Annotated in this window: 28 protein-coding genes, 1 tRNA gene and 2 pseudogenes; 20 read left to right on the forward strand and 11 right to left on the reverse strand. The window is 67.6% G+C overall.

The genetic code is table 11. From position 1 onward, the window contains the following. Nucleotides 1–188: pseudogene (locus BVI061214_RS13505) on the reverse strand (hypothetical protein); the annotation flags it as partial. Between the two features lie 350 nt (nt 189–538). On the opposite strand from BVI061214_RS13505, the pseudogene BVI061214_RS11300 reads away from it, so the two are divergent. The 6 genes and pseudogenes from BVI061214_RS11300 to BVI061214_RS13910 all read left to right on the forward strand — a co-directional run bounded on the left by BVI061214_RS11300 (nt 539) and on the right by BVI061214_RS13910 (nt 3044). Beyond that, nucleotides 539–1421: pseudogene (locus BVI061214_RS11300) on the forward strand (transposase). A gap of 8 nt (nt 1422–1429) precedes the next feature. Beyond that, nucleotides 1430–1579 (forward strand): hypothetical protein, encoded by a 150-nt coding sequence (locus BVI061214_RS11305; protein ID WP_003044729.1) that lies wholly within the window; start codon nt 1430–1432, stop codon nt 1577–1579. Next, on the forward strand, nt 1569–1733 hold the full coding sequence (locus BVI061214_RS13330) for a hypothetical protein (RefSeq protein ID WP_169775287.1): 165 nt from the start codon (nt 1569–1571) through the stop codon (nt 1731–1733). Before BVI061214_RS11305 ends, BVI061214_RS13330 begins: the two co-directional genes overlap by 11 nt. Beyond that, entirely contained in the window at nt 1730–1867 is a 138-nt protein-coding gene (locus tag BVI061214_RS13020; protein ID WP_003044736.1) for a hypothetical protein, read from the forward strand. Before BVI061214_RS13330 ends, BVI061214_RS13020 begins: the two co-directional genes overlap by 4 nt. Then, nucleotides 1861–2784 carry a site-specific integrase gene (locus tag BVI061214_RS11310; protein WP_248841766.1) on the forward strand — a complete coding sequence of 308 codons (924 nt, stop codon included), beginning with the start codon at nt 1861–1863 and terminating at the stop codon, nt 2782–2784. Before BVI061214_RS13020 ends, BVI061214_RS11310 begins: the two co-directional genes overlap by 7 nt. Further along, a complete protein-coding gene (locus BVI061214_RS13910; RefSeq protein WP_003044742.1) occupies nt 2775–3044 on the forward strand; it encodes a tyrosine-type recombinase/integrase in 270 nt (89 codons plus the stop codon). Before BVI061214_RS11310 ends, BVI061214_RS13910 begins: the two co-directional genes overlap by 10 nt. Before the next feature lie 77 nt (nt 3045–3121). Here BVI061214_RS13910 and BVI061214_RS11320 read toward each other — a convergent pair. Then, nucleotides 3122–3196 (reverse strand) — tRNA-Ala (locus tag BVI061214_RS11320). Between the two features lie 164 nt (nt 3197–3360). Here BVI061214_RS11320 and rpsB point away from each other — a divergent pair. Genes rpsB through BVI061214_RS11360 form a run of 8 tightly spaced genes read left to right on the forward strand, consistent with a single transcriptional unit; the run spans nt 3361 to nt 9660 of the window. Further along, complete coding sequence (rpsB, locus tag BVI061214_RS11325; protein ID WP_053768455.1) at nt 3361–4152, forward strand: 30S ribosomal protein S2; 792 nt, start codon at nt 3361–3363, stop codon at nt 4150–4152. Continuing rightward, nucleotides 4149–4739, forward strand: coding sequence for a translation elongation factor Ts (tsf, locus tag BVI061214_RS11330; protein ID WP_053768456.1), 591 nt, complete (start codon nt 4149–4151; stop codon nt 4737–4739). Before rpsB ends, tsf begins: the two co-directional genes overlap by 4 nt. Before the next feature lie 54 nt (nt 4740–4793). Then, entirely contained in the window at nt 4794–5495 is a 702-nt protein-coding gene (gene pyrH / locus BVI061214_RS11335) for a UMP kinase (RefSeq protein WP_053768668.1), read from the forward strand. A 13-nt stretch (nt 5496–5508) separates the two neighbouring features. Then, nucleotides 5509–6066 carry a ribosome recycling factor gene (gene frr, locus BVI061214_RS11340; RefSeq protein ID WP_053768457.1) on the forward strand — a complete coding sequence of 186 codons (558 nt, stop codon included), beginning with the start codon at nt 5509–5511 and terminating at the stop codon, nt 6064–6066. 36 nt (nt 6067–6102) lie between these two features. Then, a complete protein-coding gene (locus tag BVI061214_RS11345; protein ID WP_053768458.1) occupies nt 6103–6927 on the forward strand; it encodes a phosphatidate cytidylyltransferase in 825 nt (274 codons plus the stop codon). Continuing rightward, nucleotides 6924–8027 (forward strand): 1-deoxy-D-xylulose-5-phosphate reductoisomerase, encoded by a 1104-nt coding sequence (gene dxr, locus BVI061214_RS11350; RefSeq protein ID WP_003044760.1) that lies wholly within the window; start codon nt 6924–6926, stop codon nt 8025–8027. The genes BVI061214_RS11345 and dxr overlap by 4 nt, the downstream gene beginning before the upstream one ends. Continuing rightward, nucleotides 8024–9034 (forward strand): M50 family metallopeptidase, encoded by a 1011-nt coding sequence (locus BVI061214_RS11355; RefSeq protein WP_053768459.1) that lies wholly within the window; start codon nt 8024–8026, stop codon nt 9032–9034. The genes dxr and BVI061214_RS11355 overlap by 4 nt, the downstream gene beginning before the upstream one ends. Further along, on the forward strand, nt 9034–9660 hold the full coding sequence (locus tag BVI061214_RS11360) for a glycosyltransferase family 2 protein (protein ID WP_053768460.1): 627 nt from the start codon (nt 9034–9036) through the stop codon (nt 9658–9660). The genes BVI061214_RS11355 and BVI061214_RS11360 overlap by 1 nt, the downstream gene beginning before the upstream one ends. Here BVI061214_RS11360 and BVI061214_RS11365 read toward each other — a convergent pair. From BVI061214_RS11365 to BVI061214_RS11390, 6 genes are all read right to left on the reverse strand, one after another. After that, nucleotides 9647–10171, reverse strand: coding sequence for a hypothetical protein (locus tag BVI061214_RS11365; protein WP_003044771.1), 525 nt, complete (start codon nt 10169–10171; stop codon nt 9647–9649). The genes BVI061214_RS11360 and BVI061214_RS11365 overlap by 14 nt on opposite strands. 100 nt (nt 10172–10271) lie before the next feature. Then, nucleotides 10272–11057 (reverse strand): pyrroline-5-carboxylate reductase, encoded by a 786-nt coding sequence (proC, locus tag BVI061214_RS11370; RefSeq protein ID WP_003044775.1) that lies wholly within the window; start codon nt 11055–11057, stop codon nt 10272–10274. Beyond that, nucleotides 11054–12250 (reverse strand): RsmB/NOP family class I SAM-dependent RNA methyltransferase, encoded by a 1197-nt coding sequence (locus BVI061214_RS11375; protein WP_053768461.1) that lies wholly within the window; start codon nt 12248–12250, stop codon nt 11054–11056. Before BVI061214_RS11375 ends, proC begins: the two co-directional genes overlap by 4 nt. After that, entirely contained in the window at nt 12247–12519 is a 273-nt protein-coding gene (locus BVI061214_RS11380; protein ID WP_003044778.1) for a stage V sporulation protein S, read from the reverse strand. The genes BVI061214_RS11375 and BVI061214_RS11380 overlap by 4 nt, the downstream gene beginning before the upstream one ends. A gap of 91 nt (nt 12520–12610) precedes the next feature. Further along, on the reverse strand, nt 12611–13048 hold the full coding sequence (locus tag BVI061214_RS11385; RefSeq protein WP_053768462.1) for a type II toxin-antitoxin system RatA family toxin: 438 nt from the start codon (nt 13046–13048) through the stop codon (nt 12611–12613). Between the two features lie 9 nt (nt 13049–13057). Further along, complete coding sequence (locus BVI061214_RS11390; protein WP_053768463.1) at nt 13058–13486, reverse strand: regulatory protein RecX; 429 nt, start codon at nt 13484–13486, stop codon at nt 13058–13060. Nucleotides 13487–13509: 23 nt separating this feature from the next. Between BVI061214_RS11390 and BVI061214_RS11395 the strand changes: the two genes are divergently transcribed. The 5 genes from BVI061214_RS11395 to BVI061214_RS11415 all read left to right on the forward strand — a co-directional run bounded on the left by BVI061214_RS11395 (nt 13510) and on the right by BVI061214_RS11415 (nt 19250). Beyond that, nucleotides 13510–14193, forward strand: a complete 684-nt coding sequence (locus BVI061214_RS11395) for a metallophosphoesterase (RefSeq protein WP_053768464.1) — start codon at nt 13510–13512, stop codon at nt 14191–14193. A gap of 4 nt (nt 14194–14197) precedes the next feature. Beyond that, on the forward strand, nt 14198–14746 hold the full coding sequence (locus BVI061214_RS11400) for a CPBP family glutamic-type intramembrane protease (protein WP_053768465.1): 549 nt from the start codon (nt 14198–14200) through the stop codon (nt 14744–14746). Between the two features lie 76 nt (nt 14747–14822). After that, nucleotides 14823–16835 (forward strand): PrkA family serine protein kinase, encoded by a 2013-nt coding sequence (locus BVI061214_RS11405; RefSeq protein ID WP_053768466.1) that lies wholly within the window; start codon nt 14823–14825, stop codon nt 16833–16835. Then, nucleotides 16832–17875 carry a DUF444 family protein gene (locus BVI061214_RS11410; RefSeq protein ID WP_053768467.1) on the forward strand — a complete coding sequence of 348 codons (1044 nt, stop codon included), beginning with the start codon at nt 16832–16834 and terminating at the stop codon, nt 17873–17875. Before BVI061214_RS11405 ends, BVI061214_RS11410 begins: the two co-directional genes overlap by 4 nt. Nucleotide 17876: 1 nt before the next feature. Beyond that, complete coding sequence (locus tag BVI061214_RS11415) at nt 17877–19250, forward strand: SpoVR family protein (RefSeq protein WP_053768468.1); 1374 nt, start codon at nt 17877–17879, stop codon at nt 19248–19250. On the opposite strand, the gene BVI061214_RS11420 is transcribed toward BVI061214_RS11415, so the two are convergent. Genes BVI061214_RS11420 through pdo form a run of 3 tightly spaced genes read right to left on the reverse strand, consistent with a single transcriptional unit; the run spans nt 19247 to nt 21103 of the window. After that, nucleotides 19247–20038, reverse strand: a complete 792-nt coding sequence (locus BVI061214_RS11420; protein WP_053768469.1) for a TlpA disulfide reductase family protein — start codon at nt 20036–20038, stop codon at nt 19247–19249. The genes BVI061214_RS11415 and BVI061214_RS11420 overlap by 4 nt on opposite strands. Continuing rightward, nucleotides 20038–20412, reverse strand: a complete 375-nt coding sequence (locus BVI061214_RS11425) for a rhodanese-like domain-containing protein (RefSeq protein ID WP_053768470.1) — start codon at nt 20410–20412, stop codon at nt 20038–20040. The genes BVI061214_RS11420 and BVI061214_RS11425 overlap by 1 nt, the downstream gene beginning before the upstream one ends. Nucleotide 20413: 1 nt before the next feature. Further along, the gene (gene pdo, locus BVI061214_RS11430; RefSeq protein WP_053768471.1) at nt 20414–21103 is read right to left on the reverse strand and encodes a protein disulfide oxidoreductase; all 690 of its coding nucleotides are present in this window, start codon (nt 21101–21103) and stop codon (nt 20414–20416) included. A 192-nt stretch (nt 21104–21295) separates the two neighbouring features. On the opposite strand from pdo, the gene BVI061214_RS11435 reads away from it, so the two are divergent. Next, nucleotides 21296–22732, forward strand: coding sequence for an MBL fold metallo-hydrolase (locus BVI061214_RS11435; protein ID WP_053768472.1), 1437 nt, complete (start codon nt 21296–21298; stop codon nt 22730–22732). Nucleotides 22733–22734 lie beyond the last annotated feature (2 nt).

A 22734-nucleotide genomic window follows, 5' to 3' on the forward strand; every position in this document is an offset into this window, starting at 1 on the left:
TCCTCACCCTCCAGGGCAGTCGCGCTCTCCTGATAGACCCGGTCAAGGAGGGCTTCTGCCTCCACCCGTGGGTTGGACAGGAAGCGGTAAAGGGCTTTGGCCTGGTGGAAGCGGTTCTGGAGGGGAGAAGGGAGCGAGGCCACCATCTCGCTCACCCGGGCTGAGCCTGCGGCCAAGGCGCCCCGCACCACCTCTTCAAACCGTCGGTGGAGGCGCTTATCGGGGGAAAACGCTCGCAAAACGGCCCGTGAACTCCTGGAGCCTGGCCTCGGCCACCTTGAGCATGTCCATGGATCACCCCCGGTACCAGATACGGGCTGCGCCCGCAAGGGGAGATTTACCACGAAACGGAGATGTGGGTAAAGTCCTGGAGATTTACCACGAAACGGAGATGTGGGTAAAGTCCTGCTCTACTATCTTGACGCAGAAACCCTCCTTGTGGCTATCTACCTGGACTTACGCGGTGCTGAAGATCCCCGATAAAATGGGCCTCAAGATGTTTCCCTATGGGAAAGCAGCCGGTGACTAGGGAGGCCCAATGAAGAGGATACCACGGCCTGTTCTGCGCGCTCTAGATCACGGGTGAAGCCCGTATCTTGGAGCTTTAGCCCAAAGCCCCATCAATACCTCCGCCCTGGCCATGGCCGAGGGCCAAGACTTCGCTCACGACACCCTCTACCGGGCCCTGAACCAACCCTTGGCCTCCTTCTTTGAACTCTCCCTGGAGCTCTGCAAGGCCATGGGTGGCCTGGACCGGGGCTACCTCATCCTTTGGGCTGTCCCTGGTGGTGCTAGCCTGGACGGACGGGAAGCGGCGGATTCCCCTGGCGTTCCTGCCCTACTTCGGGGAAGAAGAGAGCAAGCTGGACCTGGCCCTGCTGGAGTGGGCCAAGGAGGCGGGCTTTCGTCCGGAGGGGGTGCTCTTTGACGCCTGGTACGCGGCGAGGCGGGTCCTGGAGTGGCTCCGTGCCCACGGCTGGCCTTTTGTCACGAGGCTCAGGTCTAACCGTGTGCTGGACGGTGTTCAGCTCAGGAGGCGTGGGGGTACCCGTTGGGTGAAGGCGGGGAGGCTGCGGGGCCTGACCTTCGCCGTGGGGGTGTTCAAGCGCGGGGGGAAGTTTTACGGGACGGATCGGGAGGAATGGTGGGGGGTGGGGATGAGGGAGGTCTACCGGTCGCGGCAAGCGATTGAAGAGATTTTCCGGGGGCTTCAACAGGAACTGGGGTGGACGGGGCATCGGCACTGGCGTAGGGCCAGGCTTCTGGCCCATCTGGCCTTGGGCTTGGTGGCCTATGGGCTCATTGAGCGGCAGCGGGAGGGGCTGGGGTTGAGTTTCTACCAATGCCGACGGAGACTCATCGCAGGCAAGCTGAGCCTGGATTTGAGCCCTCTGTTACCGGTGCAGGTGGAGGCCGCGTAAGTCCAGACATGCTGTTCGGCCTGGAGCGGCCCATCCCGGAAGACCCCAGGGTGCGGGCCTTGCTGGTGCAGTGGGGCCACCTCACCCCCGAGGAGGCCTTCCCCGAGGGGGAGGCCAAGCCCCTCCCCGCCCTGGAAGGAGGGGAGGATGGTCCTTGACCTCTCCTCCTCGCCCCCCGTGCGCCTCCACCACGGGGAGGCCCTCGAGGGCCTGTCCCCCAAGGAGCGGGGGCAGGCCCTTCTCAGGGGCCTCAAGGTGGAGCACTATTGGTGGGAGCCCGCGGAAGAAGAGGATGTGGAGGAGGAAGCGTGAGGTGGCTTTGGCGGCTTCTCAGGCTCATAGGGGACGTGAAGGCCCTCTCCCGGGGGCGGCTTCCCAAGCGCCTGGCCTGGAGGTGGGCCAAGAGGACCCTGAGGCGGGCGGGAAGACGAAGGGGGTGGTGGTAGTGGGGAAGCGCAAGCGGGGCAACGGGGAGGGCACCATCGTGCGCCGCCGCGATGGGCGTTGGATGGGCCAGCTGATGGTGGGCTACGGCCCCGATGGCAAGCCCAGGAGGCGCACGGTCTACGGCAGGACCCGGCAGGAGGTGGCGGCCAAGCTGGCCGAACTCGCCGCCCAGCACCACAAGGGCCTCCTCCCCTCCCCCGAGGCCATCACCGTGCGGGAGTGGGCCTCGAGGTGGCTTGAGCGGAAGGCCCGGAAGGTGCGGCCCAAGACCCTCCTTCTCTACTGGGAGGAGCTGGCCTACGCCCTTCCCTCCCTCGAGGACCCCCAGGCCAAAGACCCCTTGGGGAGCATGCGCCTTCAGGCCGTCCAGCCCGCCCACATTCGGGCCCTCCTGGACGGCCTGGCCGAGCGGGGCCTCTCCGTGCGCACGGTGAAGAAGGTGCGGGAGAAGCTTCACGCCCTCTTTGAGGAGGCCCTGAGCCTAGAGCTGGTGGCCCGAAACCCCGTGGCCCCGGTGAAGGTGAAGGCCCCCGCCCCGGAGAAGACGGGGAGGGCCCTGGAACCCGGAGAAGCGGATGCCCTCCTCGAGGCCCTGGATGCCTACCCTGACCCCCGCATGGGCCTCGCCCTGCACCTTGGGCTGGCGTTGGGCCTCCGGAGGGTGGAGATTCTGGGGCTCCAATGGGAGGACCTGGACATCGAGGAAGGAGTCCTCACCATCCGAAGGGCCTGGGTAGCCGTGGAGGGAAGGGGGGAGATTTCGGACCCCAAAACGCCGAACGCGTACCGGACCCTTCCTATCCCCCACTCCACCCTGGTGCGGCTCAGGGCCTACCGGGCCTGGTGGGAGGGCACCTTCGGGGGCCTGGGGACTCCCTGGGTCTTCCCCGGCACCAAGGACCCCTCGTGGCCCTAAACCCCAACAGCCCCAACCACGCCCTGAGGCGGATAACCCAACGCCTGGGCCTGGAACGGGTGCGGGTCCATGACCTCCGGCACAGCTACGGCACCCTCTGCTTGGCGCGAAGAGTCCCCCTCGAGGTGGTATCGGAGCGCTTGGGGCACGCCAACCCCACCATCACCCTCAACCGCTACCGCCACGTCCTAGAGGAGGAGCGCCGGGGCTGGGTCATGAACCTCGAGGAGCTGGTGAAGCCTAACCGGGCCAAGGCCTGACCCGGGTTGCAGTAGGGTTGCAGTAAAAAGGCCTTCCCCCCCTCACTACCGAGGGGGGAAGTTTTGCGTCCCTGCGCTGGTGGAGCGGGGGGGATTTGAACCCCCGACCTCCCGCTTGCAAGGCGGGTGCTCTCCCTCTGAGCTACCGCCCCAGGCCTTAGGGAGTATAGCCCAACCGGGGGGGTTCCGCAAAGGCCCCTTGGGCCCTATAATCGGTAAGGCGTGCCGGACCAGCCCCTGGGCAGGGGAAGGTCCCTGGGGAAAAAGGCCGGCCCGCACGAACCGCCAAGCCCAACCTTCCCCGAATGGGAGGAATATGCCGCTTAACATCACGGTAAAGGAGCTACTGGAAGCCGGGGTCCACTTCGGCCACGAGCGCAAGCGCTGGAACCCCAAGTTCAGCCGCTACATCTACGCCGAGCGCAACGGCATCCACATCATTGACCTGCAGAAGACCATGGTGGAGCTGGAGCGCACCTTCCGCTTCCTCGAGGACCTAGCCATGCGGGGGGGCACGGTGCTCTTCGTGGGCACCAAGAAGCAGGCCCAGGACATCGTGCGCATGGAAGCGGACCGGGCGGGGATGCCCTACGTGAACCAGCGCTGGCTGGGCGGGATGCTGACCAACTTCAAGACCATCGCCCAGCGGGTGAACCGCCTAGAGGAGCTGGAGAACCTCTTCGCCTCCGAGGACATCAACCAGCGCCCCAAGAAAGAGCAGGTGCGGCTCAAGCACGAGCTGGAGCGCCTGCAGAAGTACCTCTCGGGCTTCCGGCGGCTCAAGCGCCTCCCCGACGCCATCTTCGTCGTGGACCCCACCAAGGAGGCCATCGCCGTGCGGGAGGCCAGGAAGCTCTTCATCCCCGTCATCGCCCTGGCGGACACGGACTCCGACCCCGACCTGGTGGACTACATCATCCCCGGCAACGACGACGCCATCCGCTCCATCCAGCTCATCCTCTCCCGGGCGGCGGACCTGATCATTGAGGCCCGGGGCGGGGTGGTGGAACCCTCCCCCTCCTACGCCCTGGTGGAGGAGGCGGAGCGCATGGAGGCCCAAAGCCGGGGACTGAGCGATGAGGGCCTTGAGGACGAGGTGGAAGCATGAGCCAGATGGAACTCATCAAGAAGCTCCGCGAGGCCACGGGGGCCGGGATGATGGACGTGAAGAAGGCCCTCGAGGACGCCGGCTGGAACGAGGAAAAGGCCGTTCAGCTCCTTAGGGAGCGGGGGGCCATGAAGGCGGCCAAGAAGGCGGAGCGGGAGGCCCGGGAAGGCATCATCGGCCACTACATCCACCACAACCAGCGGGTGGGGGTCATCCTGGAGCTCAACTGCGAGACCGACTTCGTGGCCAGGAACGAGGTCTTCCAGAACCTGGCCAAGGACCTGGCCATGCACATCGCCATGATGAACCCCCGGTACGTCTCCGCCGAGGAGATTCCCGCCGAGGAGCTGGAGAAGGAGCGGCAGATCTACATCCAGGCCGCTTTGAACGAGGGCAAACCCCAGCCAATCGCCGAGAAGATCGCCGAGGGCCGCCTGAAGAAGTACCTGGAGGAGGTGGTCCTCCTGGAGCAGCCCTTCGTCAAGGACGACAAGGTGAAGGTGAAGGAGCTCCTCCAGCAGGCCATCGCCAAGACCGGGGAGAACATCGTGGTGCGGCGCTTCTGCCGCCTGGAAGTGGGAGCGTAGGCCATGGAAGCCGCCGGGGCCCTCCAAAAGCGGGCCCCGGTTTTTCTTAAAGCCATGAAGTACAAGCGGGTCCTCCTCAAGCTTTCCGGCGAGTTCCTCACCTCTAACGGCTTCGGCATTGAGCCCGAGGCCACCCAGGCCCTGGCCCGGGAGATCAAGGCCGCTTACGAGACCGGGGTCCAGCTGGCCATCGTGATCGGGGCCGGCAACCTCTGGCGGGGCGCCCGCCAGGGCGTGGGCATGGACCGGGCCACCGCCGACTACATCGGCATGCTGGCCACCATCATGAACGCCCTGGCCCTGCAGGACGCCCTCGAGGCCCTCTCCATCCCCACCCGGGTCCAGACCGCCCTCACCATCACCCAGGTGGCCGAGCCCTACATCAGGCGGAGGGCCCTAAGGCACCTGGAAAAGGAGCGCATCGTCATCTTCGGGGGCGGGACGGGGAACCCCTTCTTCTCCACCGACACCGCCGCCGCCCTGAGGGCGCTGGAGGTGGGGGCCGAGGTGGTCCTCATGGCCAAGAACAAGGTGGACGGGGTCTACTCCGACGACCCAAGGAAGAACCCCGAGGCCGTCCGCTTTGACGAGCTCGGCTACCTGGACGTCCTGAACCGCGGCCTTCAGGTCATGGACACCACCGCCATCACCCTCTGCATGGAGGCGGGCCTTCCCATCGTGGTCTTTGACATCTTCAAACCCGGGGCTCTGGTGGGTATTATCCAGGGGGAAAAGGTCGGCACCCTGATCCACTGAGAAAGGAGGCGCCATGAACCTGAAAGACCTCTACGCCGAAACCCGAAGCCACATGCAGAAGAGCCTCGAGGCCCTGGAGCACAACCTCTCCGGCCTGCGCACCGGCCGGGCCAACCCCGCGCTTCTCCTCCACCTCAAGGTGGAGTACTACGGCACCCCCGTCCCCCTCTCCCAGATCGCCACCGTCACCGCCCCCGACGCCAGGACCCTGGTGGTCCAGTCCTGGGACCAGAACGCCCTCAAGGCCATTGAGAAGGCCATCCGCGACTCCGACCTGGGCCTGAACCCCAGCAACAAGGGGGACGCCCTCTACATCAACATCCCGCCCCTCACCGAGGAAAGGCGCAAGGAACTGGTGAAGGCCGCCCGCCACTACGCCGAGGAGGGGCGCATCGCCATCCGCAACATCCGCCGAGAGGCCTTGGAGAAGCTGAAGAAGCTTGCCAAGGAGCTCCACCTCTCCGAGGACGACACCAAGCGGGCCGAGGCCGAGATCCAGAAGATCACCGACGAGTTCATCGCCAAGGTGGACGAGCTTTTGGAGAAGAAGGAAGCGGAGATCCTCCACTAGGCCCATGGGTCCGGCCAAAGCCCCAGGAGGCGGGGGGTGAAGGACGACCTCCCCATGCGGGTCCTCTCCTCTTTGGTGGGGGCGGGGCTCCTCCTTCTGGTCCTCTGGGCGGGGATTCCCCTGATCCTGCCCACCCTCTTCTTCGTCCTCTGGCTTGGGGGCCTGGAGCTCAAGGAGATGCTGGCCCGAAGGGGGATCGGCCTGAACCAGCCCCTCCTCTTTCTGGGGGGCGGGCTCCTTTTCCTCTTCTCCCTGCCCCAGCTCTACTGGCACTTCCCCCAGGTCCCCTGGCGGGAGGTGGCCCTGGGGCTTTTCCTCATGGGAAGCTTCAGCTACGAGCTCCTCCGGGGGGCGGACCTCACCCGCTTCGCCTTTACCCTCCTCGCCTTCCTCTACCTGCCCTGGAGCCTGGGGTACGTCCTCCTCCTGAGGGAGACCCCGGACCCGGGCCTTGGGCTTTGGACCCTCTCCCTGCCCCTGGTGGCCAGCTTCGCCACCGACACCGGGGCCTACTTCGCCGGGCGCTTCTTTGGGCGGCACAAGCTGGCCCCGGAGATCAGCCCCGGCAAGACCCTGGAAGGCTCCATGGGAGGCATCCTCTTCAGCTTTCTGGCCCTTCTCGCCTACACCGCCTTGGTGCGGGAAGTCTTCCCCTTTGGCCTTCTGGAGCTTTGGCTTTTCAGCCTCCTCCTCTCCCTGGCGGCCCAGCTCGGGGACCTGGCGGAGTCCATGCTGAAGCGCTTCGCCGGGGTCAAGGACTCCGGGCGCTTCCTGCCCGGGCACGGGGGGCTTTTGGACCGGATAGATAGCCTCCTCTTCACCTTCCCCCTGACCTACTTTCTGGTGGTGCTCTTCACATGAAGCGCTTGGTGATCCTGGGTTCCACGGGCTCCATCGGCCGGCAGGCCCTGGAGGTGGCCCTCTGGCGGGGCTACCGGGTGGTGGGCCTGGCGGCGGGGAAGAACCTGGAGGTCCTCGCGGAGCAGATCGCCCGCTTCCGGCCCCTTCTGGTGGCGGCCGAGGAGGGGCTACACCGGGAGCTTAAGGCGCGCTTTCCCTGGCTGAAGCTGGCCTCCGCCGAAGAGGTGGCGGCCATGGAGGCCGAGGTGGCCGTGGCCGCCATCCCGGGCCTCGCCGGGCTACCCCCCACCCGGGTGGCGGTGCGGACGGGCAAGCGGGTGGCCCTGGCCAACAAGGAGGCCATGGTGGCGGCGGGGCCCCTCCTGTGGCAGGAGGTGGAAAAGGGCGGGGCCGAGATCCTCCCCGTGGACTCGGAGCACTCGGCCCTCTTCCAGGCCCTCCTGGGGGAAAGCAAGGAGGAGGTGGCCGAGCTCATCCTCACCGCAAGCGGGGGGCCCTTCCTAAGAGGCCCGGAGGACCTCTCCCAGGTAACCCCCGAGATGGCCCTGAACCACCCCCGCTGGCGCATGGGGCCCAAGGTCACCGTGGACTCGGCCACCCTCTTCAACAAGGGGCTGGAGGTCCTCGAGGCCAAGGAGCTCTTCCGCCTTCCCCTGGAGAAGATCCGGGTCCTGGTCCACCCCCAGGCCTACGTGCACGGCCTGGTGCGCTTTGTGGACGGAAGCTTAAAGGCCCAGCTGGGCCCCACGGACATGCGCCTTCCCATCCAGTACGCCCTCACCTACCCCCACCGGGCGGAAACCCCCTTAAAGGACCTCCCCATCCCCGGGGTCCTGGAGTTTCTGGAGCCCGACCTAAAGCGCTTCCCCGCCCTGGCCGTGGCCTACGAGGCGGGGAAGCGGGGCGGCGTGGCCCAGGTGGCCGTCTCCGCCGCCGACGAGGTGGCCGTGGAGGCCTTTTTGGCGGGCAGGATCCCCTTCACCCGCATCCCGGAAGTGTTGGCCAAGGTCCTGGAAAACACCCCTTCCGTCCCCCTAACATGGGAGAACCTCTTCGCCGTGGACGCCTGGGCCCGGGAAGAGGCCAAGAGGTGGGCATGAGCCTTTTCTGGTTCCTGATCATCATCGGCGTCAGCGTCTTCGTCCACGAGCTGGGCCACTACCTGGCGGCCCGGGTCCAGGGGGTGCGGGTCAAGGCCTTCAGCGTAGGCTTTGGCCCCGTCCTATGGCGCAAGCGGGCCTGGGACACAGAGTGGCGGCTTTCCGCCATCCCTTTAGGAGGGGATGCCGACATTGAGGGCCTCCTCCCCGAGGAGCGGGGCCGGGGATACGACGCCCTGCCCTTTTTGGGCAAGCTCTTCGTCCTGGTGGCGGGCGTCCTCATGAACGTCCTCCTGGCCTGGGTGCTCCTGGCCTACCTCTTCAGCGCCCAGGGGGTGCCGGAGGCCACGGGGCGGGCGGTGATCCTGGAGGTCCTGCCGGGGAGCGTGGCGGAGGAGGCCGGGCTCAAGCCCGGGGACGTCCTTGTGGCGGTGGACGGCAAGCCCCTAAGGCGCCCCCAGGAGATTGAGGCCGTCAAGGTAACGGGCCCCCACACCCTGACCGTCCTCAGGGAGGGGCGGGAGGTGGCCCTTAGCCTCACCTGGGGGGAGGGGATGGAGAAGCTGGGGGTGGTCTACCAGCCGGAGGTGGCCTACCGCCAGGTGGGCTTCCTCCAGGGCCTGGCCCTGGCGGCGGGCCGCACCTTGGCCTTTGGGCCCACCATGGTCCAGGCCCTGGTGGGGGGGCTTATTGGCGTGCTTTCGGGGAACGCCAATAGCGGCGTGGTGGGGCCCGTGGGCATCGTGGCCGAGGCGGGCCGGGCGGCCCAGGAGGGGCTTTTCCGCCTCATAGAGCTCACCGCCGCCATCAACCTCTCCCTGGCCCTCTTCAACCTCCTCCCCATCCCCGCCCTGGACGGGGGGCGGATCCTCCTCCTCTTCCTCACCCGCTTCCTCCGCATCCGGCCCGAGCAGGAGGCCCTGGTCCACTACCTGGGCTTCCTCTTCCTCATGCTCCTGGTCCTCCTGGTCACCCTGCAGGACCTGAGGCGGCTTTTGGGGGGCTGATGGAGGCCACGGTCCTCATCCCCGCCTACAACGAGGAGGCCACGGTCGCCCAGGTGGTGCGGGTGGCCCGAGAGGCGGGCTTTCCCGTGGTGGTGGCCGACGACGGCTCCAGGGACAAGACGGCCCTGGAGGCCCAAGGCGCCGGGGCGGAGGTGGTCCGCCTGGAGGGGAACCGGGGCAAGGGCGGGGCCATCGCCGAGGGGCTGAAGCGGGTGAGGACCCCCCTGGTCCTCCTCCTGGACGCCGACCTCCTGGGGCTTAGGCCCGAGCACCTTAAGGACCTCCTCCTCCCCGTGGCCCGGGGGGAGGCGGAGATGACCGTGGGGGTCTTCCGGGGAGGGCGGCTTTCCACAGACCTGGCCATGCGCCTCACCCCCTTTCTCTCGGGGCAGAGGGCCCTAAGGACCCAGGACCTCCGGGAGGTGGAGGGCCTCGAGGGGGCCCGCTACGACCTGGAGCTCCTCCTCACCCGCCACGCCAAGAAGCGGGGCTGGCGGGTGCGCTACCTGCCCCTAACGGGGGTGAGCCAGGTGATGAAGGAGGAAAAGCGCGGCCTTCTCCCTGGCCTTCTCCACCGCCTCAGGATGTACAAGGAGATCCTCCGCTACCGCCTCAAGGCGCGCTGAAGCGAAGGAGCTCCACCAGCCCCGCCCCCGCCCGGTAGGCCACCACCCCCAGGCCCGGCACCAGGTAGAGCTCCTTGAGGTCGGTGCCGCCCTTTTCCGTGGTGAAGGCCACCCGCACCCGGTAGGCGTTGAAGGCCCCGGCCCTGGTCCTAAGGCCCTCCAGGCCTTCCACCCGGGCGGAGAGGGCCACCTTCTGGCCCTGGAAGGCGGCGCTTCCGCCCCAGGCCTGCCCGGGGAAGAGGCGGGGTGGGTAGAGGAGAAGGGGCGGGGCGAAGGGGAAGTACCCCTCGGGAAGCCCCACGCCCAGGAGGTAAAGCCCCTCCGGGGTGAGCTTGAGGCGGTCCTCCCGGAAAAGCCGGCCACCTTTCAGGTAGCGGAGGCGAAAGCCCTCGGGGGCGGGGAGGAGCTCCTGCAAGGTGCCGTCCGAGTAGGCGTACCGCCCCCCGCCCTGGGGGAAGACCTGGGCCAGGGCCGGGAGGAGGCAAAGGAGAAGAGCGAGGAGGCGCCTCATACCCTTGTTTCCCCTTTCCTTCGGCCCACCATGCCTGGCAACCTCCCCAAGAACCTTTCGCCAGTGCCCCCATGCTGGCTTGGGCCAGCATGGGGTGGGATCACTCCACCTCCCCCAGCTCGTGCCCCCGCCGGGTGGCCGCCTCCACCGCCTCGTAGAAGGCCGCCCGCAGGGCCCGAGCCTCGAGGGCGTGCAGGCCGTGGATGGTGGTGCCCCCGGGGCTCGCCACCTCGTCCTTGAGCTGGCCCGGGTGGCGGCCCTTCAGAAGCTCCCCGGTGGCGGCCAGGGCCTCGGCCGCCAGGCGCAGGGCCAGGGCCCTGGGCATCCCCATCTTGACCCCGGCGTCGGCCAGGGCCTCGGCCACCAGGGCCAGGTAGGCGGGCGCCGAGGCCGACATGGCGGTGAAGGGGTCAAAGAGATGCTCGGGGATCTCGTACACGTCGCCCACGGTGGCGAAGAGGGCCCGGGCGAAGTCCAGGTCCCCGGCCTCCCTGGCCTCCGGCAAAGCGGTGAGGGCGGTGGAGCTTTCCCCGATCACCGCCGCCAGGTTGGGCATGGCCCGCACCACCCGCCTGTTGGAAAGCCTCCGGGCCAGAAGGGCCGTGGACACCCCCGCCATGATGGAGATGTACCCCACCTCCGGGCGGGCCACCTCCGGGGCCAGGTGGGGAAAGTCCCTGGGCTGGACGGCGATCAAAACCCGCTCCGCCTGGGAAAGCTCCTCCAGGGGCACGGGCCGGATGCCAAAGGCCTCCGCCAGCTCCCGGGTGCGCTCGGGGGTGCGGCCCACCACCCCCACCTCCTCGGGGCGCAGGAAGCCCCGGGCGAGGGCCCCCTTGAGGATGCTCCTGCCCATCTTCCCCAGGCCCAGGAAGACCAGCCTCATGCCTTAGAGTCTACCTTGCGGAGGCGCAGGTAATAAAACCCGTCCAGACCCTCCCGCGGGGCCACGTAGACCCCAAGGCCCGCCTTCAGGACCGGTAGCGGGCAGGAGAAGGCCTCGAGGCGGAACTCCGGGTGCCGCTCCAAAAAGGCCCGGGCCACCCCCTCCCCCTCCTCCTCGGTGAGGGAGCAGACGGCGTAGACCAGCACCCCGCCCTCCTCGGTGGCCCCGGCGGCGGTTTCCAAAAGCTCTAGCTGAAGGCGGGCCATGGCCTTGGGGTCCTCCGGCTTCAGGCGGTAGCGGAGCTCGGGGTGGGCGCGGAAGGTGCCGGTGCCGGTGCAGGGGGCATCCAGGAGGACCTTTTTGGCCTTCTCCTTCAAGGGTTCCCTCAGGTCCTGGGTGCGGTAGGTGACCTTAAGCCCAAGCCGCCTGGCCGTTTTCGCCCCCGCCTCCTGGCGCCTCGGGTTCAGGTCGTAGGAGACCACCTCCGCCCCCCTGGAGGCCAGATAAAAGGCCTTGAGCCCCGCTCCCCCGCAGAGGTCCAGGACCCTTTCCCCGGGCTCTGGCTCCAGAAGCCTCGCGGCGAAGAGGGAGGCCGGGTTCTGGGGCTGGAGGCCCAGGCGGGAGAAGTCCTCCTTGGGGCCTTCCCAGATGTAGCTCCCCGGGATGGGGCCCGGCCTCAGGTCCACGGGGCGGTAAGCGGTGACGAAGAGGGGGGCGGGCTCGTTGAAGCCCTCGGCGAAGCCCACCTCCCCGAAAAAGCCCCGCCAGGCCTGGCAGAGCCAGTCAGGCAGGGAGAGGCGCACGCACTCCGGGGCCTCCCGGGGCTTAAGGCGGCGGAGCACGGCGTTCACCAGGCCAGAAAGGGCTGGGTGGCGGGCCTTCGCCTCCTCCACCCAAGGGCTCACCCGGGCGTGGTCCTCCTTGCCCAAAAGCCACTCCAAGGCCCCCAGGCGCAGGATCCAGAGCACCTCCTTGGGAAGCCTATCCGGAGCCCTCAGGTGGGGCTCCAGGAGGAAGTCCAGAAGCCTCAGGCGGCGCAGGACCCCGTAGACCAGGTGGGTCACGTAGGCCTTGTCCCGCTCGGGGAGGTCCGAGCGGTCCAGGGCCCGGTCCAAAAGGAGCTGGGCCCGCCCTCCCCGCTCCACCTCCAGGAGGACGGCGAGGGCCAGGCCCCGGGGGGTGGTGGGCCTCAAGACTCCAGGGGATGGGCCTTGATGCTGAACTTAAGGGCGGTCCGCTCCTCGTTCTCCAGCTCCAGCTTGACGAAGGCGGGCTTGACCACCAGATCCAGGTTGTCGGGGGCGATGTAGCCCCGGGCGATGGCGATGGCCTTCACCGCCTGGTTCACCGCCTGGGGCCCGATGGCCTGGACCTCCACCTCGCCTTTGGTGCGCAAAAGCGCCGCGATGGCGCCAGCCACGGAGTTGGGGCGGGACTTGGAAGAGACGCGCAACGTTTCCACTTTGACCTCCTGAAAACCCTTGGGCCACCCCGCTTGGATCAGCCTTGGGCGGCTTGAGACCATGCTAGGACACCAAGCCCGCCCTTGGCAACTAGGCGGCCATGACCCGCTCCTCCAGGCCCTTGAGGAGGCTTTCCACGTTCTCCTGCATGAGCTTCTGCACCAGCTTCTGCAAAAGCCCGCCAAAGATGGGGATGGTGAGCTCGTAGGTGAGGGTGAGGACCACCCGGGTCCCCTCCCCCTCGGGCAGGAAGACCCAGGTGCCCTCGTAGCGGTCAAAGTCCCCCTCGGGGGAGAAGAAGCGGTTTCTCAGATTCTCGTCGTCCCACTCCTCCTCCTCCAGCCAGCGCACCTTCTTGCCCATGGCCACCGCCACCCACTCGCTTTTGGTGCGGTGGCCCTCCCGGGATAGGACCTTGAGGCTTTCCACCTCCTTGAGGTAGGGCTTGAGGCCCTCCAGGTCCTTGGCCAGGGCGTAGACCTTCTCCGGGGGAGCTTGGATGAAACGTTCGGCGCGTACCTCGGGCATGGGCTCTTTTTACCCGCTTTCCTCCTCCTTGACAAGCCGGTAGGCCTCGAGGGCCACCCCCAAAGGAAAGCCCCGCCCCTTTAGGAAGCGGACCGCCTTGGCCTTGTCCCCCCGCCGGGGATAGCGGCGGAGGACCTTCAGGGCGGCCTGAAGGACGTCCTCCTCCTTGGGCAGAACCGCCTCCACGATCTCCTCCCCCACCCCCTGGGCCAGCAGGAGCCTCCTTAACTTCATGGGGCCATAGCGGGCGCGGGTGGCCACGTAGGTCTCGGCGAAGGCCCGGTCGTCCAGGTAGCCCATGGCCTTCAGGCGCTCCAGGGCCTCCTCTATCTCCTCTGGGGCGAAGCGGGCCAGGAGCTTTTCCTTGAGGCGGGCCTCGCTCATGGCCCTCCGGGCAAGGAGGCGGAGGGCGTGGGCCAGGGCCGCGGCGCGTTCCATGCCTTTAGGGTACGCTAAGGCCCATGCGGGTCTTCGCCATCGCCGACCCCCACCTCTCCCGCGTCCACCCCAAGCCCATGACCATCTTCGGGCCCGCCTGGCAGGGCCACCCGGAGGCCTTCTTCCGGGGCTGGCGGGAGGTGGTGGGCCCGGAGGACCTGGTCATCGTGGCCGGGGACATCTCCTGGGCCATGCGCCTCGCCGAGGCCATCCCCGACCTTCTGGACCTGGCGTCTCTGCCCGGCAGAAAGGTCCTCCTAAAGGGCAACCACGACTACTGGTGGCCCTCCATCAGCCGCCTGCGGGCGGTCCTGCCCGAGGGCATGTACGCCCTGCAGAACGACGCCCTGGTCCTGGACGGGGTGGCGGTGGCGGGCACCCGGGGCTGGGAGTACCCTCCCAAGACCCCCGAGGACGAAAAGATCTTCGCCCGGGAGGTGGAGCGCCTGGGCCTTTCCCTGAAGGCCCTAAAGGGCCAGCCCTACCGCCACCTGGTCCTGGCCTTCCACTTCCCCCCCTTTGGGCCGGGCGGGGAGGCCACCCCCCTCCTGGAGATGGCGGCGGAAGCGGGGCCCAGCGCCATCGTCTACGGCCACCTCCACGGGGCCGACCCCGAGCGCCTTCCCCAGGCCTACCGGGGCATTCCCCTCCACCTGGTGGCCGCCGACGCCTTAGGCTTCCGGCCCAAGCCCATCCTGGAGGTCTAGGCCCGTGCGAGGACCCTGGGCCTTTCTCCTTTTCCTCCAGGGAGGGCTTCTCCTCATGGGCGCCTCGGGCATGCTCCTTCTGGGCCTACCCCTAAAGGGGCGAAACCCCTGGGTGGAGGTGCCGGCGGGGCTCCTCCTCCTTGGGCTCCTTCAGGGCCTCGAGGGCCTCTTCGCCCGCCTCTTTCCCGCCTCCTTCCGAGAAGCGGAAAGGCTCCACCGGGAACTGGGGCGAAGCCTGAAGGCGGCGGGGCTTGGGCCGCCCGCCCTCCTCCTCCTGGCCCTCCTTTCCGGGGTGGCGGAGGAGGTCTCTTTCCGGGGCCTTCTGCAAACCCTCCTCTACGCGAAGTTCGGGGCCTGGGGCCTCCTCCTCCAGGCCCTCCTCTTCGCCCTCCTCCACCCCGCCCCCCGGAAGGCCTTCGCCTACACCCTCTACACCGGGGTGGCGGGCCTCCTCCTGGGCCTCGCCTACCTCCTCACGGGAAGCCTCATCCCGGGCATCCTGGCCCACGTCCTCCACAACGCCCGGGGGTTTTACGAGGCCTGGCGGGGATGAAAGGGAAGCCGGGCCACACTTTCCCCGAGGCCTATGGTAGAATGGGGCCCAACGGGGTATACCAAAAGCCTATGAGATGGGAGAGCTGGACTTCATCCGCCAGCGCCAAGACCTGGAAGCCTACCGGGCCTTGAGCTGGGAAGGTTCCTTCGCCGACTACCTGCGCCTCCTCAAGGAGGACCCCAGGCCCTTAAGGACCAGCTTCCAGCGGGCCCACGACATGATCCTGGCCCACGGGGTGGAAGAGTACACCCTCTTCCGGGAGAAGCTCCTCCACTACCCCTTCTTTGACGACCCCTTTGAAGGGGGCAAGGACGCCATCTTCGGCCTGGACAAGCCCCTCATGCGCCTGGTGGCCACCCTGAAGGCGGCCGCCCACCGCCTGGGGCCAGAAAGGCGCATCCTCCTCCTCCACGGCCCCGTGGGCTCGGCCAAGAGCACCATCGCCCGGCTCCTCAAGAAGGGCCTCGAGGCCTACAGCCGCACCGAGGAGGGGAGGCTTTACACCTTCTATTGGAAAACCCCGGAGGGCCCCCTCCCCTGCCCCATGCACGAGGAGCCCCTGCACCTCCTCCCCATGGAGATGCGGGAAGCCTTTCTGGCCGAACTGCGGAGTCTGCACCCCGACTACCCCTACCCCCTCGAGGTGGAGGGGGACCTCTGCCCCGTCTGCCGCTTCATGATGCGGGAGGCCCTGAGCCGCCACGGGGGGGACCTGGCGGCGGTCCTGGAGAAGGAGATCGCGGTCAAGCGCCTGGTCCTCTCGGAGAAGGACCGCATTGGCATCGGCACCTTCCAGCCCAAGGACGAGAAGAACCAGGACTCCACCGAGCTCACCGGGGACATCAACTACCGCAAGGTGGCCATCTACGGCTCCGACTCCGACCCAAGGGCCTTCAACTTTGACGGGGAGCTCAACATCGCCAACCGGGGCATCGTGGAGTTCATTGAGATCCTCAAGCTGGACGTGGCCTTCCTCTACGACCTCCTCACGGCCAGCCAAGAGCACAAGATCAAGTCCAAGAAGTTCGCCCAGACGGACATAGACGAGATTGTGTTGGGCCACACAAATGAGCCAGAATATAGAAAACTTCAGGCCAACGAGTACATGGAAGCCCTCCGGGACCGCACCATCAAGATAGACATTCCCTACATCCTACGGGTCTCCGACGAGGTGAAGATCTACCGGCGGGACTTCGCCAAGGTGCGGGGCAAGCACATCGCCCCCCACACCCTGGAGATGGCCGCCACCTGGGCCGTGCTCACCCGCCTCGAGCCCCCCAAGCGGGCAGGGCTCACCCTCATGCAAAAGCTCAAGCTCTACGACGGCAGGCTCCTTCCGGGCTGGACGGAGGAGGCGGTGCGGGAGCTCATGGGGGAGGCCAAGCGGGAGGGCCTGGAGGGGATCAGCCCCCGGTACATCCAGGACAAGATCAGCAACGTCCTCGTCACCAGCGAGGAGCCCTGCATCAACCCCTTCATGGTGATGAACGAGCTGGAGGAGGGGCTCAAGCACCACTCCCTTATCTCGGACGAAAAGACCCGGGAGCGCTACCGGGCCCTTCTGCAGGAGGTGAAGGCGGAGTACGCCGAGATCGTAAAAAACGAGGTGCAGCGGGCTATCGCCGCCGACGAGGAGGCCCTAAACCGCCTCTTCCACAACTACATAGACCACGTGAAGGCCTACGTGCTGGGGGAGAAGGTAAAAAACCCCTACACCGGCGCCCCCGAGCCCCCAAACGAGCGCCTCATGCGCTCCGTGGAGGAGAGGATAGAGATCCCCGAGTCCCGCAAGGACGACTTCCGCCGGGAGATCATGAACTACATCGGGGCCATGGCCCTGGAAGGCAGGCAGTTCACCTACAAGGACAATGAGCGCCTGCGCCGGGCCCTGGAGCTCAAGCTCTTTGAGGACCAGAAGGACACCATCCGGCTCTCCGCCCTGGTCTCGGGCACGGTGGACCCCGAGACCCAGGCCAAGATTGACGTGGTCAAGGCCCGGCTCATCCGGGACTACGGCTACTGCGAGCACTGCGCGGGCGGCGTCCTGGAGTTCGCCGCCTCCATCTTCGCCCGGAGCGAGCGATGAGGCCCATTGAGCGGGACCTCCTGCGCTTCAAGGAGATCGTCTGGGGGGAGGTGAAGAAGAGGGCCCGGGAGTTCCTCACCCGGGAGGAGCTCTTCGGCCAGGTGGAAGGGGGGGTGGTCTCCATCCCCCTCCCCCAGCTGGAGGTGCCCAAGATCGTCTACGGCGAGCCCCTGGGGGAAGGCCCCCTGGGGGCGGGGCCGGGGGCGGAGGGCCTGGGCCCTGGGGGGCACATCCCTGTGGCGGAGCTGGAGCTGGAGGAGTTTTTGGACCTCATGGGGGAAGCCCTGCGGCTTCCCCGCCTCAGGCCCAAGGGGGAAGGGGAGGTGACGGAGGAGGCCTTCCGCCACACCACCATCGCCCGTAAGGGCCCAAGAGGCCTCCGCCACGTGCGCCGCACCCTCAAGGAGAGCCTCAAGCGGAGCCTCCTCTCCGGAGAGTACCGGGAGGAGGAGCCGAGGCTCGTCCCTGAGCGGGAGGACCTCCGCTACAAGGCACCAAAGGCCAAGCCCCGGCCCCACGCCCAGGCAGTGGTCCTCTTCGCCCTGGACGTCTCGGGGAGCATGCGGGAGGAGGAGCTTAGGCTGGTCAAGACCCTCTCCTTCTGGATCACCCTCTGGATCCGCCGCCACTTCCCCCGGCTGGAGAGGCGCTACCTCCTCCACGACGCCGAGGCCTGGGAGGTCTCCGAGGAGGAGTTTTTCCGGGCCCGGGAGGGCGGGGGCACCCGGCTTTCCAGCGCCCTCCTCCTGGCGGAGGAGATCCTTAAGGCTTACCCCGAGGCCTTCTACAACCGCTACCTCTACCACTTCTCCGACGGGGAGAACTGGCAGGGGGACACCCCTTTGGCCCTCGAGGTCCTGGGCCGCCTCCTACCAGGCCTGGCCCTGTACGGTTACGCCCAGGTCCAGGGGCCCTACGGCCAAGGGCGCTTCCTCTCGGAACTGGAGGAAGCCCTGGGGGAGCGGGAGGAACTTAGGGCGGTGGAGGTGCGGGGCCGGGAGGACCTGCCCCCGGCCCTGAGGCGGCTTCTGGGAGGGTGAGGTGCGGAAGGAACTCCGGTACTGGGCCGAGCGGCTTGGGGAGAGGGCCAGGGAGGAAGGGCTTACCTTCCCCCCGGTGCTCTTTGAGGAGGTGGGGCCCGAGGAGATGGCCATGCTGGCGGCCTACGGGGGCTTTCCCCGCCGCTACCCCCACTGGCGCTTTGGCAGCGAGTACCTGCGCCAGCGGGAGGTCTACCGCTACGGCCTCGGGCGCATCTACGAGCTGGTGGTGAACACCGTTCCCGTGCACGCCTACCTCCTCAAGGGGAACACCCTCCTCGCCCAGAAGCTGGTCATGGCCCACGTCTACGCCCACGCCGACTTCTTCGCCAACAACCTGGCCTTCCAGGCAACCCCCAAGGACATGCTGGACGAGATGGCCCACCACGCCGCCTACGTGGAAAGGGCCATGGAAAGGCACGGGGCGAGGAGCGTGGAGGAGTTTTTGGACATGGCCCTCTCCCTGGAGAACCTGATAGACCCCCACGCCCCCTACATCCGGAGGCCCGAGGGCGAGGAGGAGGAGAGGCCCCAGGGGCGCCTGCGGGTCCGGGCCTACCTGGACCCCTACGTGAACCCCCCGGCCGAGCCCCCCAAGGAGGCGGAGGAAGGGGCAAGCCCCAGGCCCCTCCCCCCCAGGCCCACCCGGGACATCCTGGGCTTCCTGGCCCGGCACGCCCCCCTGGCCCCCTGGCAGAAGGGCATCCTGGAGATCATCCGGGAGGAGAGCCTCTACTACGCCCCGCAGGCGGCCACCAAGATCCTCAACGAGGGCTGGGCCACCTACTGGCACACGAGGCTCCTCCTCCCCCTCCTCACCCCCGATGAGGCCCTGGAGTTCGCCGAGCTCCAGTCGGGCCTCCTGGCCGCCCACGGCTTCAACCCCTACCGCCTGGGCTACTTCCTCCTCCAGGAGGTGGAGGAAAGGTGGGACAAGGGGCGGTTCGGCCCCGAGTACGAGGCCCTGCCCCTAGGGGAAAAGCTCCGCTACGAGAGGCCCACCGGGGAGGGTAAGCGGAAGCTTTTCCAGGTGCGGACCGTCCACACCGACATCTCCTTCCTGGAGGAGTTCCTCACCCCCGAGTTCGCCCTGGGCCGGCGCCTCCTCGCCCTCGAGGACCTCCCCCGCTTCCCGGAGGCCAAGAGGGCCCTCCTCTTCCGCCTCACCAATATGGGCTACCCCATCGTGGAGCTGGTGGACGCCAACTACGGCAACCGAGGGGAGCTTTATCTGGAGCATCTCTATGAGGGTGTGGAGCTGGACCTGAGGCGCACCAAGGCGGTGCTGGAAAACCTCCACCGCCTCTGGAGCCGCCCCGTGCACCTGAAGACCGTGGTGGGGGGCAAGGAGACCCTTCTCTCCGCCGGGGCCTAGCGCAAGACCCGGAGGTACCCGAGGAGCAGGGCTTCGGAAAGCTCCCCCAGGTGCCGGCTTACCAGCCGGCCCTCGCGGTCAAAGAAGAAGGTGGTGGGAAGCCCCTGGATCCCCAGGGCCTGGGAGAGACGGGTCTCGGGGTCCAGGAGGACCCACTCCGCCGTCAGGCCCTGCTCCTCCAGAAAGCGCCGCACCACCTCCGGCCCCTCCCCCTGGCTCACGAAAACGAAGTAGACGTCGGGGTTTTCCTGGCTCACGCGCACCATCATGGGAAGCTCCCACCGGCAGGGGGGGCACCAGGTGGCCCAGGCGTTGAGGACCACGGGCTTACCCAGGAACCGATCCAGGGAAATCTCTGTACCCCCCAGGGTGTAAAGGCTCACAGGAGGGAGCCTCTGCTCTTTGTCCCCCTGTCCCCGGGTCAGGAAGAGGCCCGCTACCAACAGGGCCACCACCCCGGCCAGGGCCGCGTACCGCCAAAGGTGCTTGGGCAAGGTCATGAGCGTGTACCCTCCTCCCGCCAGGATACCCCAGAGGGGATCAAAGCCCCCCTGCCAGACGTAAAGGGCGCTGAGGGGATCCCGGGCGTAGACCGATGCGTTTTCCAGCACGAAGCCGACTCTGGCCCCCAAAAGCCCCACCAGGATGGCGTTGTAGACCCATGGAGAGAGCCTCCTGTCCACCCGCCGGGCCAGAACCTCGGCCACGGCCACCATGGCCAAGAGGGCCAGGGCCACCTGGACCCTGGCCCAAGGCAGGGCGAGGGGCCCCACCTGAAGCGCGTCCATCACCGGACCAGGGGAAATCCCGCCCGCTCTATGGCCAGCACGCCGCCCTCCACGTGGTAGAGGTTGGTGTACCCTCTCTTCTTCAGGTACTCCGCCGCCTGGCGGCTGCGGTTGCCGCTGCGGCAGTAGAGGTAGACAGGCTTGTCCTTGGGCAGGGTGTCCGCCCAGCGGGCCACCTCCTCCACGGGGAGGTTCACCGCCCCCGGCACACGGCCCGCCCGGCACTCCTCGGGGGTGCGCACGTCCACGATCAGGGCACCAGACTCCAAGGCCCGGTAAAGCTCCTCCGGGCCCACGTTCTGGTAGCTCCCCTTGGGGCCGCAGGCGGCAAGGAGCGCCAGGGCCAAGAAGGCGAGGAAAGCCCGGCGGTTCATCCTAGGCCTTGACCCCCACGGCCTTCTTGATGGCCTGGAGGAACTGGGAGAGGGGCTGGGCCCCCAGGACCCGCTCCTTGCCGTGGTTGATGATGGTGTCCGGCACCCCGTGGATGTGGTAGCGGCCCGCGAGCTCGGGGAACTCGTTGGCCTCAATCATCTCGCCCCAGACCTTGGGGGAGGCGTAGGCCAGGCGGTGGGCGGTGCGGACGGCCTGGGGGCAGTAGGGGCAGGTGGGGGTGACGAAAACCTGGAGGACCACCTCCTCGGGCAGGTTCTGAAGCTCCTGCACCACGTTCTCGGGCAGGCCGTGGCCGTCCCGGCCCAACATCTCCAGGTCCTCCAGGAGGCTTGCGAACTCGTACCCGGCGGGGATGCCCCGGTAGCGGATGTTGAGGGCCTCGGACCCCTTCTCCCGCAGGATGAGGGGGGGGGCGGCCTCCACCTTGTAGGCCTTGGCCATCTCCCGCCCCTCGGGGGTGGCCAGGTCGTAGACCACCAGGTGGAGCTTGTCGGAGAGGGCCTTGAGCTCCTCCAGAAGCTGCTTGGTCTCCTTGCAGTACATGCAGGGCTCCTTACCCGGGGCGATGAGGGTGGAGGAGTCGGTGAAGAGCACCATTTCCACGTCCCGGGTAAGGCCGGAAAGCCGCTCGCGCACGATCTCCTGTTCTTTAGGTCCCAGTAGCGCCATGTTTCCTCCCGGATACCCCCGTAGGGGTAGGTCCTTCCCCCACTATACCAGACCGGAAGAAAAGTGCGTAGAGCCAAGGGGGCACCGGGCGCGTTTGCCCCCTGGGGGTGGCCTCCGCCCTTGACACCCATTACCCCGGTAGGGTATATTGGGGCCCGTTGGGGACAAAGGTCCCTTGAAGGAGGCGAAGCTATGGTCTTCCGGCAGATCTACGAAGAAGGTCTCGCTCAGATGAGCTACCTCCTAGGGTGCGCCGCCACCGGCGAGGCCTTGGTGGTGGACCCCAAACGGGACGTGGACACCTATCTGGAGCTGGCGGAGAGCCTGGGCCTCCGCATCACCGCCATCGCCGAGACCCACATCCACGCCGACTACCTCTCGGGGGCCCGGGAGCTGGCCAAGGCCACGGGGGCTACCCTCTACCTCTCCGACGAGGGGGACGAGAACTGGAAGTACAAGGGCCTCGAGGGCTTTTCCTTTGTCCTCCTCAAGGACGGGGACGAGTTCCGGGTGGGGAACATCCGGGTGAAGGCGGTCCACACCCCCGGCCACACCCCCGAGCACCTCTCCTTCCTGGTGGCCGACGGCGCGGTGACGGAAGAGCCCCTCCTCTTCCTCACCGGGGACTTCGTCTTCGTGGGGGACGTGGGGCGGCCCGACCTCCTGGAGGAGGCGGCGGGCATCAGGGGCACCGCCATCCCCGGAGCCCGGCGCATGTTCAAGAGCCTCAAGGAGAAGTTCCTCACCCTCCCCGACCACGTCCAGGTCTGGCCCGGCCACGGGGCGGGCTCCGCCTGCGGCAAGGCCCTGGGCGCCCTTCCCGCCACCACCGTGGGCTACGAGCGCCGCCACGCCTGGTGGGCGGAGTACCTGGAGCAGGGCGACGAGGAGGGGTTTGTGAGGGCCCTCCTCGAGGGCCAGCCCGAGGCCCCCACCTACTTCAAGGAGATGAAGCGGCTCAACCGGGACGGGATGCCCATCCTGGGCGGAATCCCCCACCCGGGCCGCCTCACCAAGGCCCAGTTTGACCGCCTCCTCGCCCAGGGGGCGGTCCTGGTGGACACCAGGGACAAGTTCGCCTTCGCCGGGGGCCACATCCCGGGGAGCATCAACATCCCCGCCGGCAAGAACTTCTCCACCTGGGCGGGCTGGCTCCTCCCCTACGACCGGCCCCTCATCCTCCTGGCCCACCCCTCGGAGGTGGAGGTCCTCACCCGGGCCCTGATCCGCATCGGCCTGGACGAGGTGGTGGGCTACATCCCTGGGCTTCAGGGCTACGCCGAGGGCGAGCTAGAGATCGTGCCCCAGATCACCGTCAAGGAGGCCAAGGAGCTCTGGGAGTCCGGCAAGGCCCTCATCCTGGACGTGCGGGCCCGGGACGAGTACCGCGCCGGGCACATCCCCGGGGCTCTCAACATCCACGCCGGGCGGGTGCTGGCCCACCTGGACCGCCTGCCCAAGGACCGGCCCATCATGGTCCACTGCGTGGGCGGGGACCGCTCCAGCACCGCCATCTCCGCCCTTCTCGCCCACGGCTTTAAGAACGCCCTGAACCTGACGGGGGGCATCAAGGCCTGGATGGAGGCCGGCTACCCGGTGGTGAAGGGCGAGGAGCTGGTGGAGGCCTAAGC

The organism is Thermus aquaticus (assembly GCF_001280255.1).
In the GTDB taxonomy this organism is placed as follows: Bacteria; Deinococcota; Deinococci; order Deinococcales; family Thermaceae; genus Thermus; species Thermus aquaticus.

Coding starts and splice junctions, on each gene's coding strand:
- BVI061214_RS11305 (WP_003044729.1), top strand. CDS start 1,430: ATGCTGTTCGGCCTGGAGCGGCCCATCCCGGAAGACCCCAGGGTGCGG.
- BVI061214_RS13330 (WP_169775287.1), top strand. CDS start 1,569: ATGGTCCTTGACCTCTCCTCCTCGCCCCCCGTGCGCCTCCACCACGGG.
- rpsB (WP_053768455.1), top strand. CDS start 3,361: ATGCCGCTTAACATCACGGTAAAGGAGCTACTGGAAGCCGGGGTCCAC.
- tsf (WP_053768456.1), top strand. CDS start 4,149: ATGAGCCAGATGGAACTCATCAAGAAGCTCCGCGAGGCCACGGGGGCC.
- pyrH (WP_053768668.1), top strand. CDS start 4,794: ATGAAGTACAAGCGGGTCCTCCTCAAGCTTTCCGGCGAGTTCCTCACC.
- frr (WP_053768457.1), top strand. CDS start 5,509: ATGAACCTGAAAGACCTCTACGCCGAAACCCGAAGCCACATGCAGAAG.
- dxr (WP_003044760.1), top strand. CDS start 6,924: ATGAAGCGCTTGGTGATCCTGGGTTCCACGGGCTCCATCGGCCGGCAG.
- BVI061214_RS11355 (WP_053768459.1), top strand. CDS start 8,024: ATGAGCCTTTTCTGGTTCCTGATCATCATCGGCGTCAGCGTCTTCGTC.
- BVI061214_RS11360 (WP_053768460.1), top strand. CDS start 9,034: ATGGAGGCCACGGTCCTCATCCCCGCCTACAACGAGGAGGCCACGGTC.
- BVI061214_RS11365 (WP_003044771.1), bottom strand. CDS start 10,171: ATGAGGCGCCTCCTCGCTCTTCTCCTTTGCCTCCTCCCGGCCCTGGCC.
- proC (WP_003044775.1), bottom strand. CDS start 11,057: ATGAGGCTGGTCTTCCTGGGCCTGGGGAAGATGGGCAGGAGCATCCTC.
- BVI061214_RS11385 (WP_053768462.1), bottom strand. CDS start 13,048: ATGCCCGAGGTACGCGCCGAACGTTTCATCCAAGCTCCCCCGGAGAAG.
- BVI061214_RS11390 (WP_053768463.1), bottom strand. CDS start 13,486: ATGGAACGCGCCGCGGCCCTGGCCCACGCCCTCCGCCTCCTTGCCCGG.
- BVI061214_RS11395 (WP_053768464.1), top strand. CDS start 13,510: ATGCGGGTCTTCGCCATCGCCGACCCCCACCTCTCCCGCGTCCACCCC.
- BVI061214_RS11405 (WP_053768466.1), top strand. CDS start 14,823: ATGGGAGAGCTGGACTTCATCCGCCAGCGCCAAGACCTGGAAGCCTAC.
- BVI061214_RS11410 (WP_053768467.1), top strand. CDS start 16,832: ATGAGGCCCATTGAGCGGGACCTCCTGCGCTTCAAGGAGATCGTCTGG.
- BVI061214_RS11420 (WP_053768469.1), bottom strand. CDS start 20,038: ATGGACGCGCTTCAGGTGGGGCCCCTCGCCCTGCCTTGGGCCAGGGTC.
- BVI061214_RS11425 (WP_053768470.1), bottom strand. CDS start 20,412: ATGAACCGCCGGGCTTTCCTCGCCTTCTTGGCCCTGGCGCTCCTTGCC.
- pdo (WP_053768471.1), bottom strand. CDS start 21,103: ATGGCGCTACTGGGACCTAAAGAACAGGAGATCGTGCGCGAGCGGCTT.
- BVI061214_RS11435 (WP_053768472.1), top strand. CDS start 21,296: ATGGTCTTCCGGCAGATCTACGAAGAAGGTCTCGCTCAGATGAGCTAC.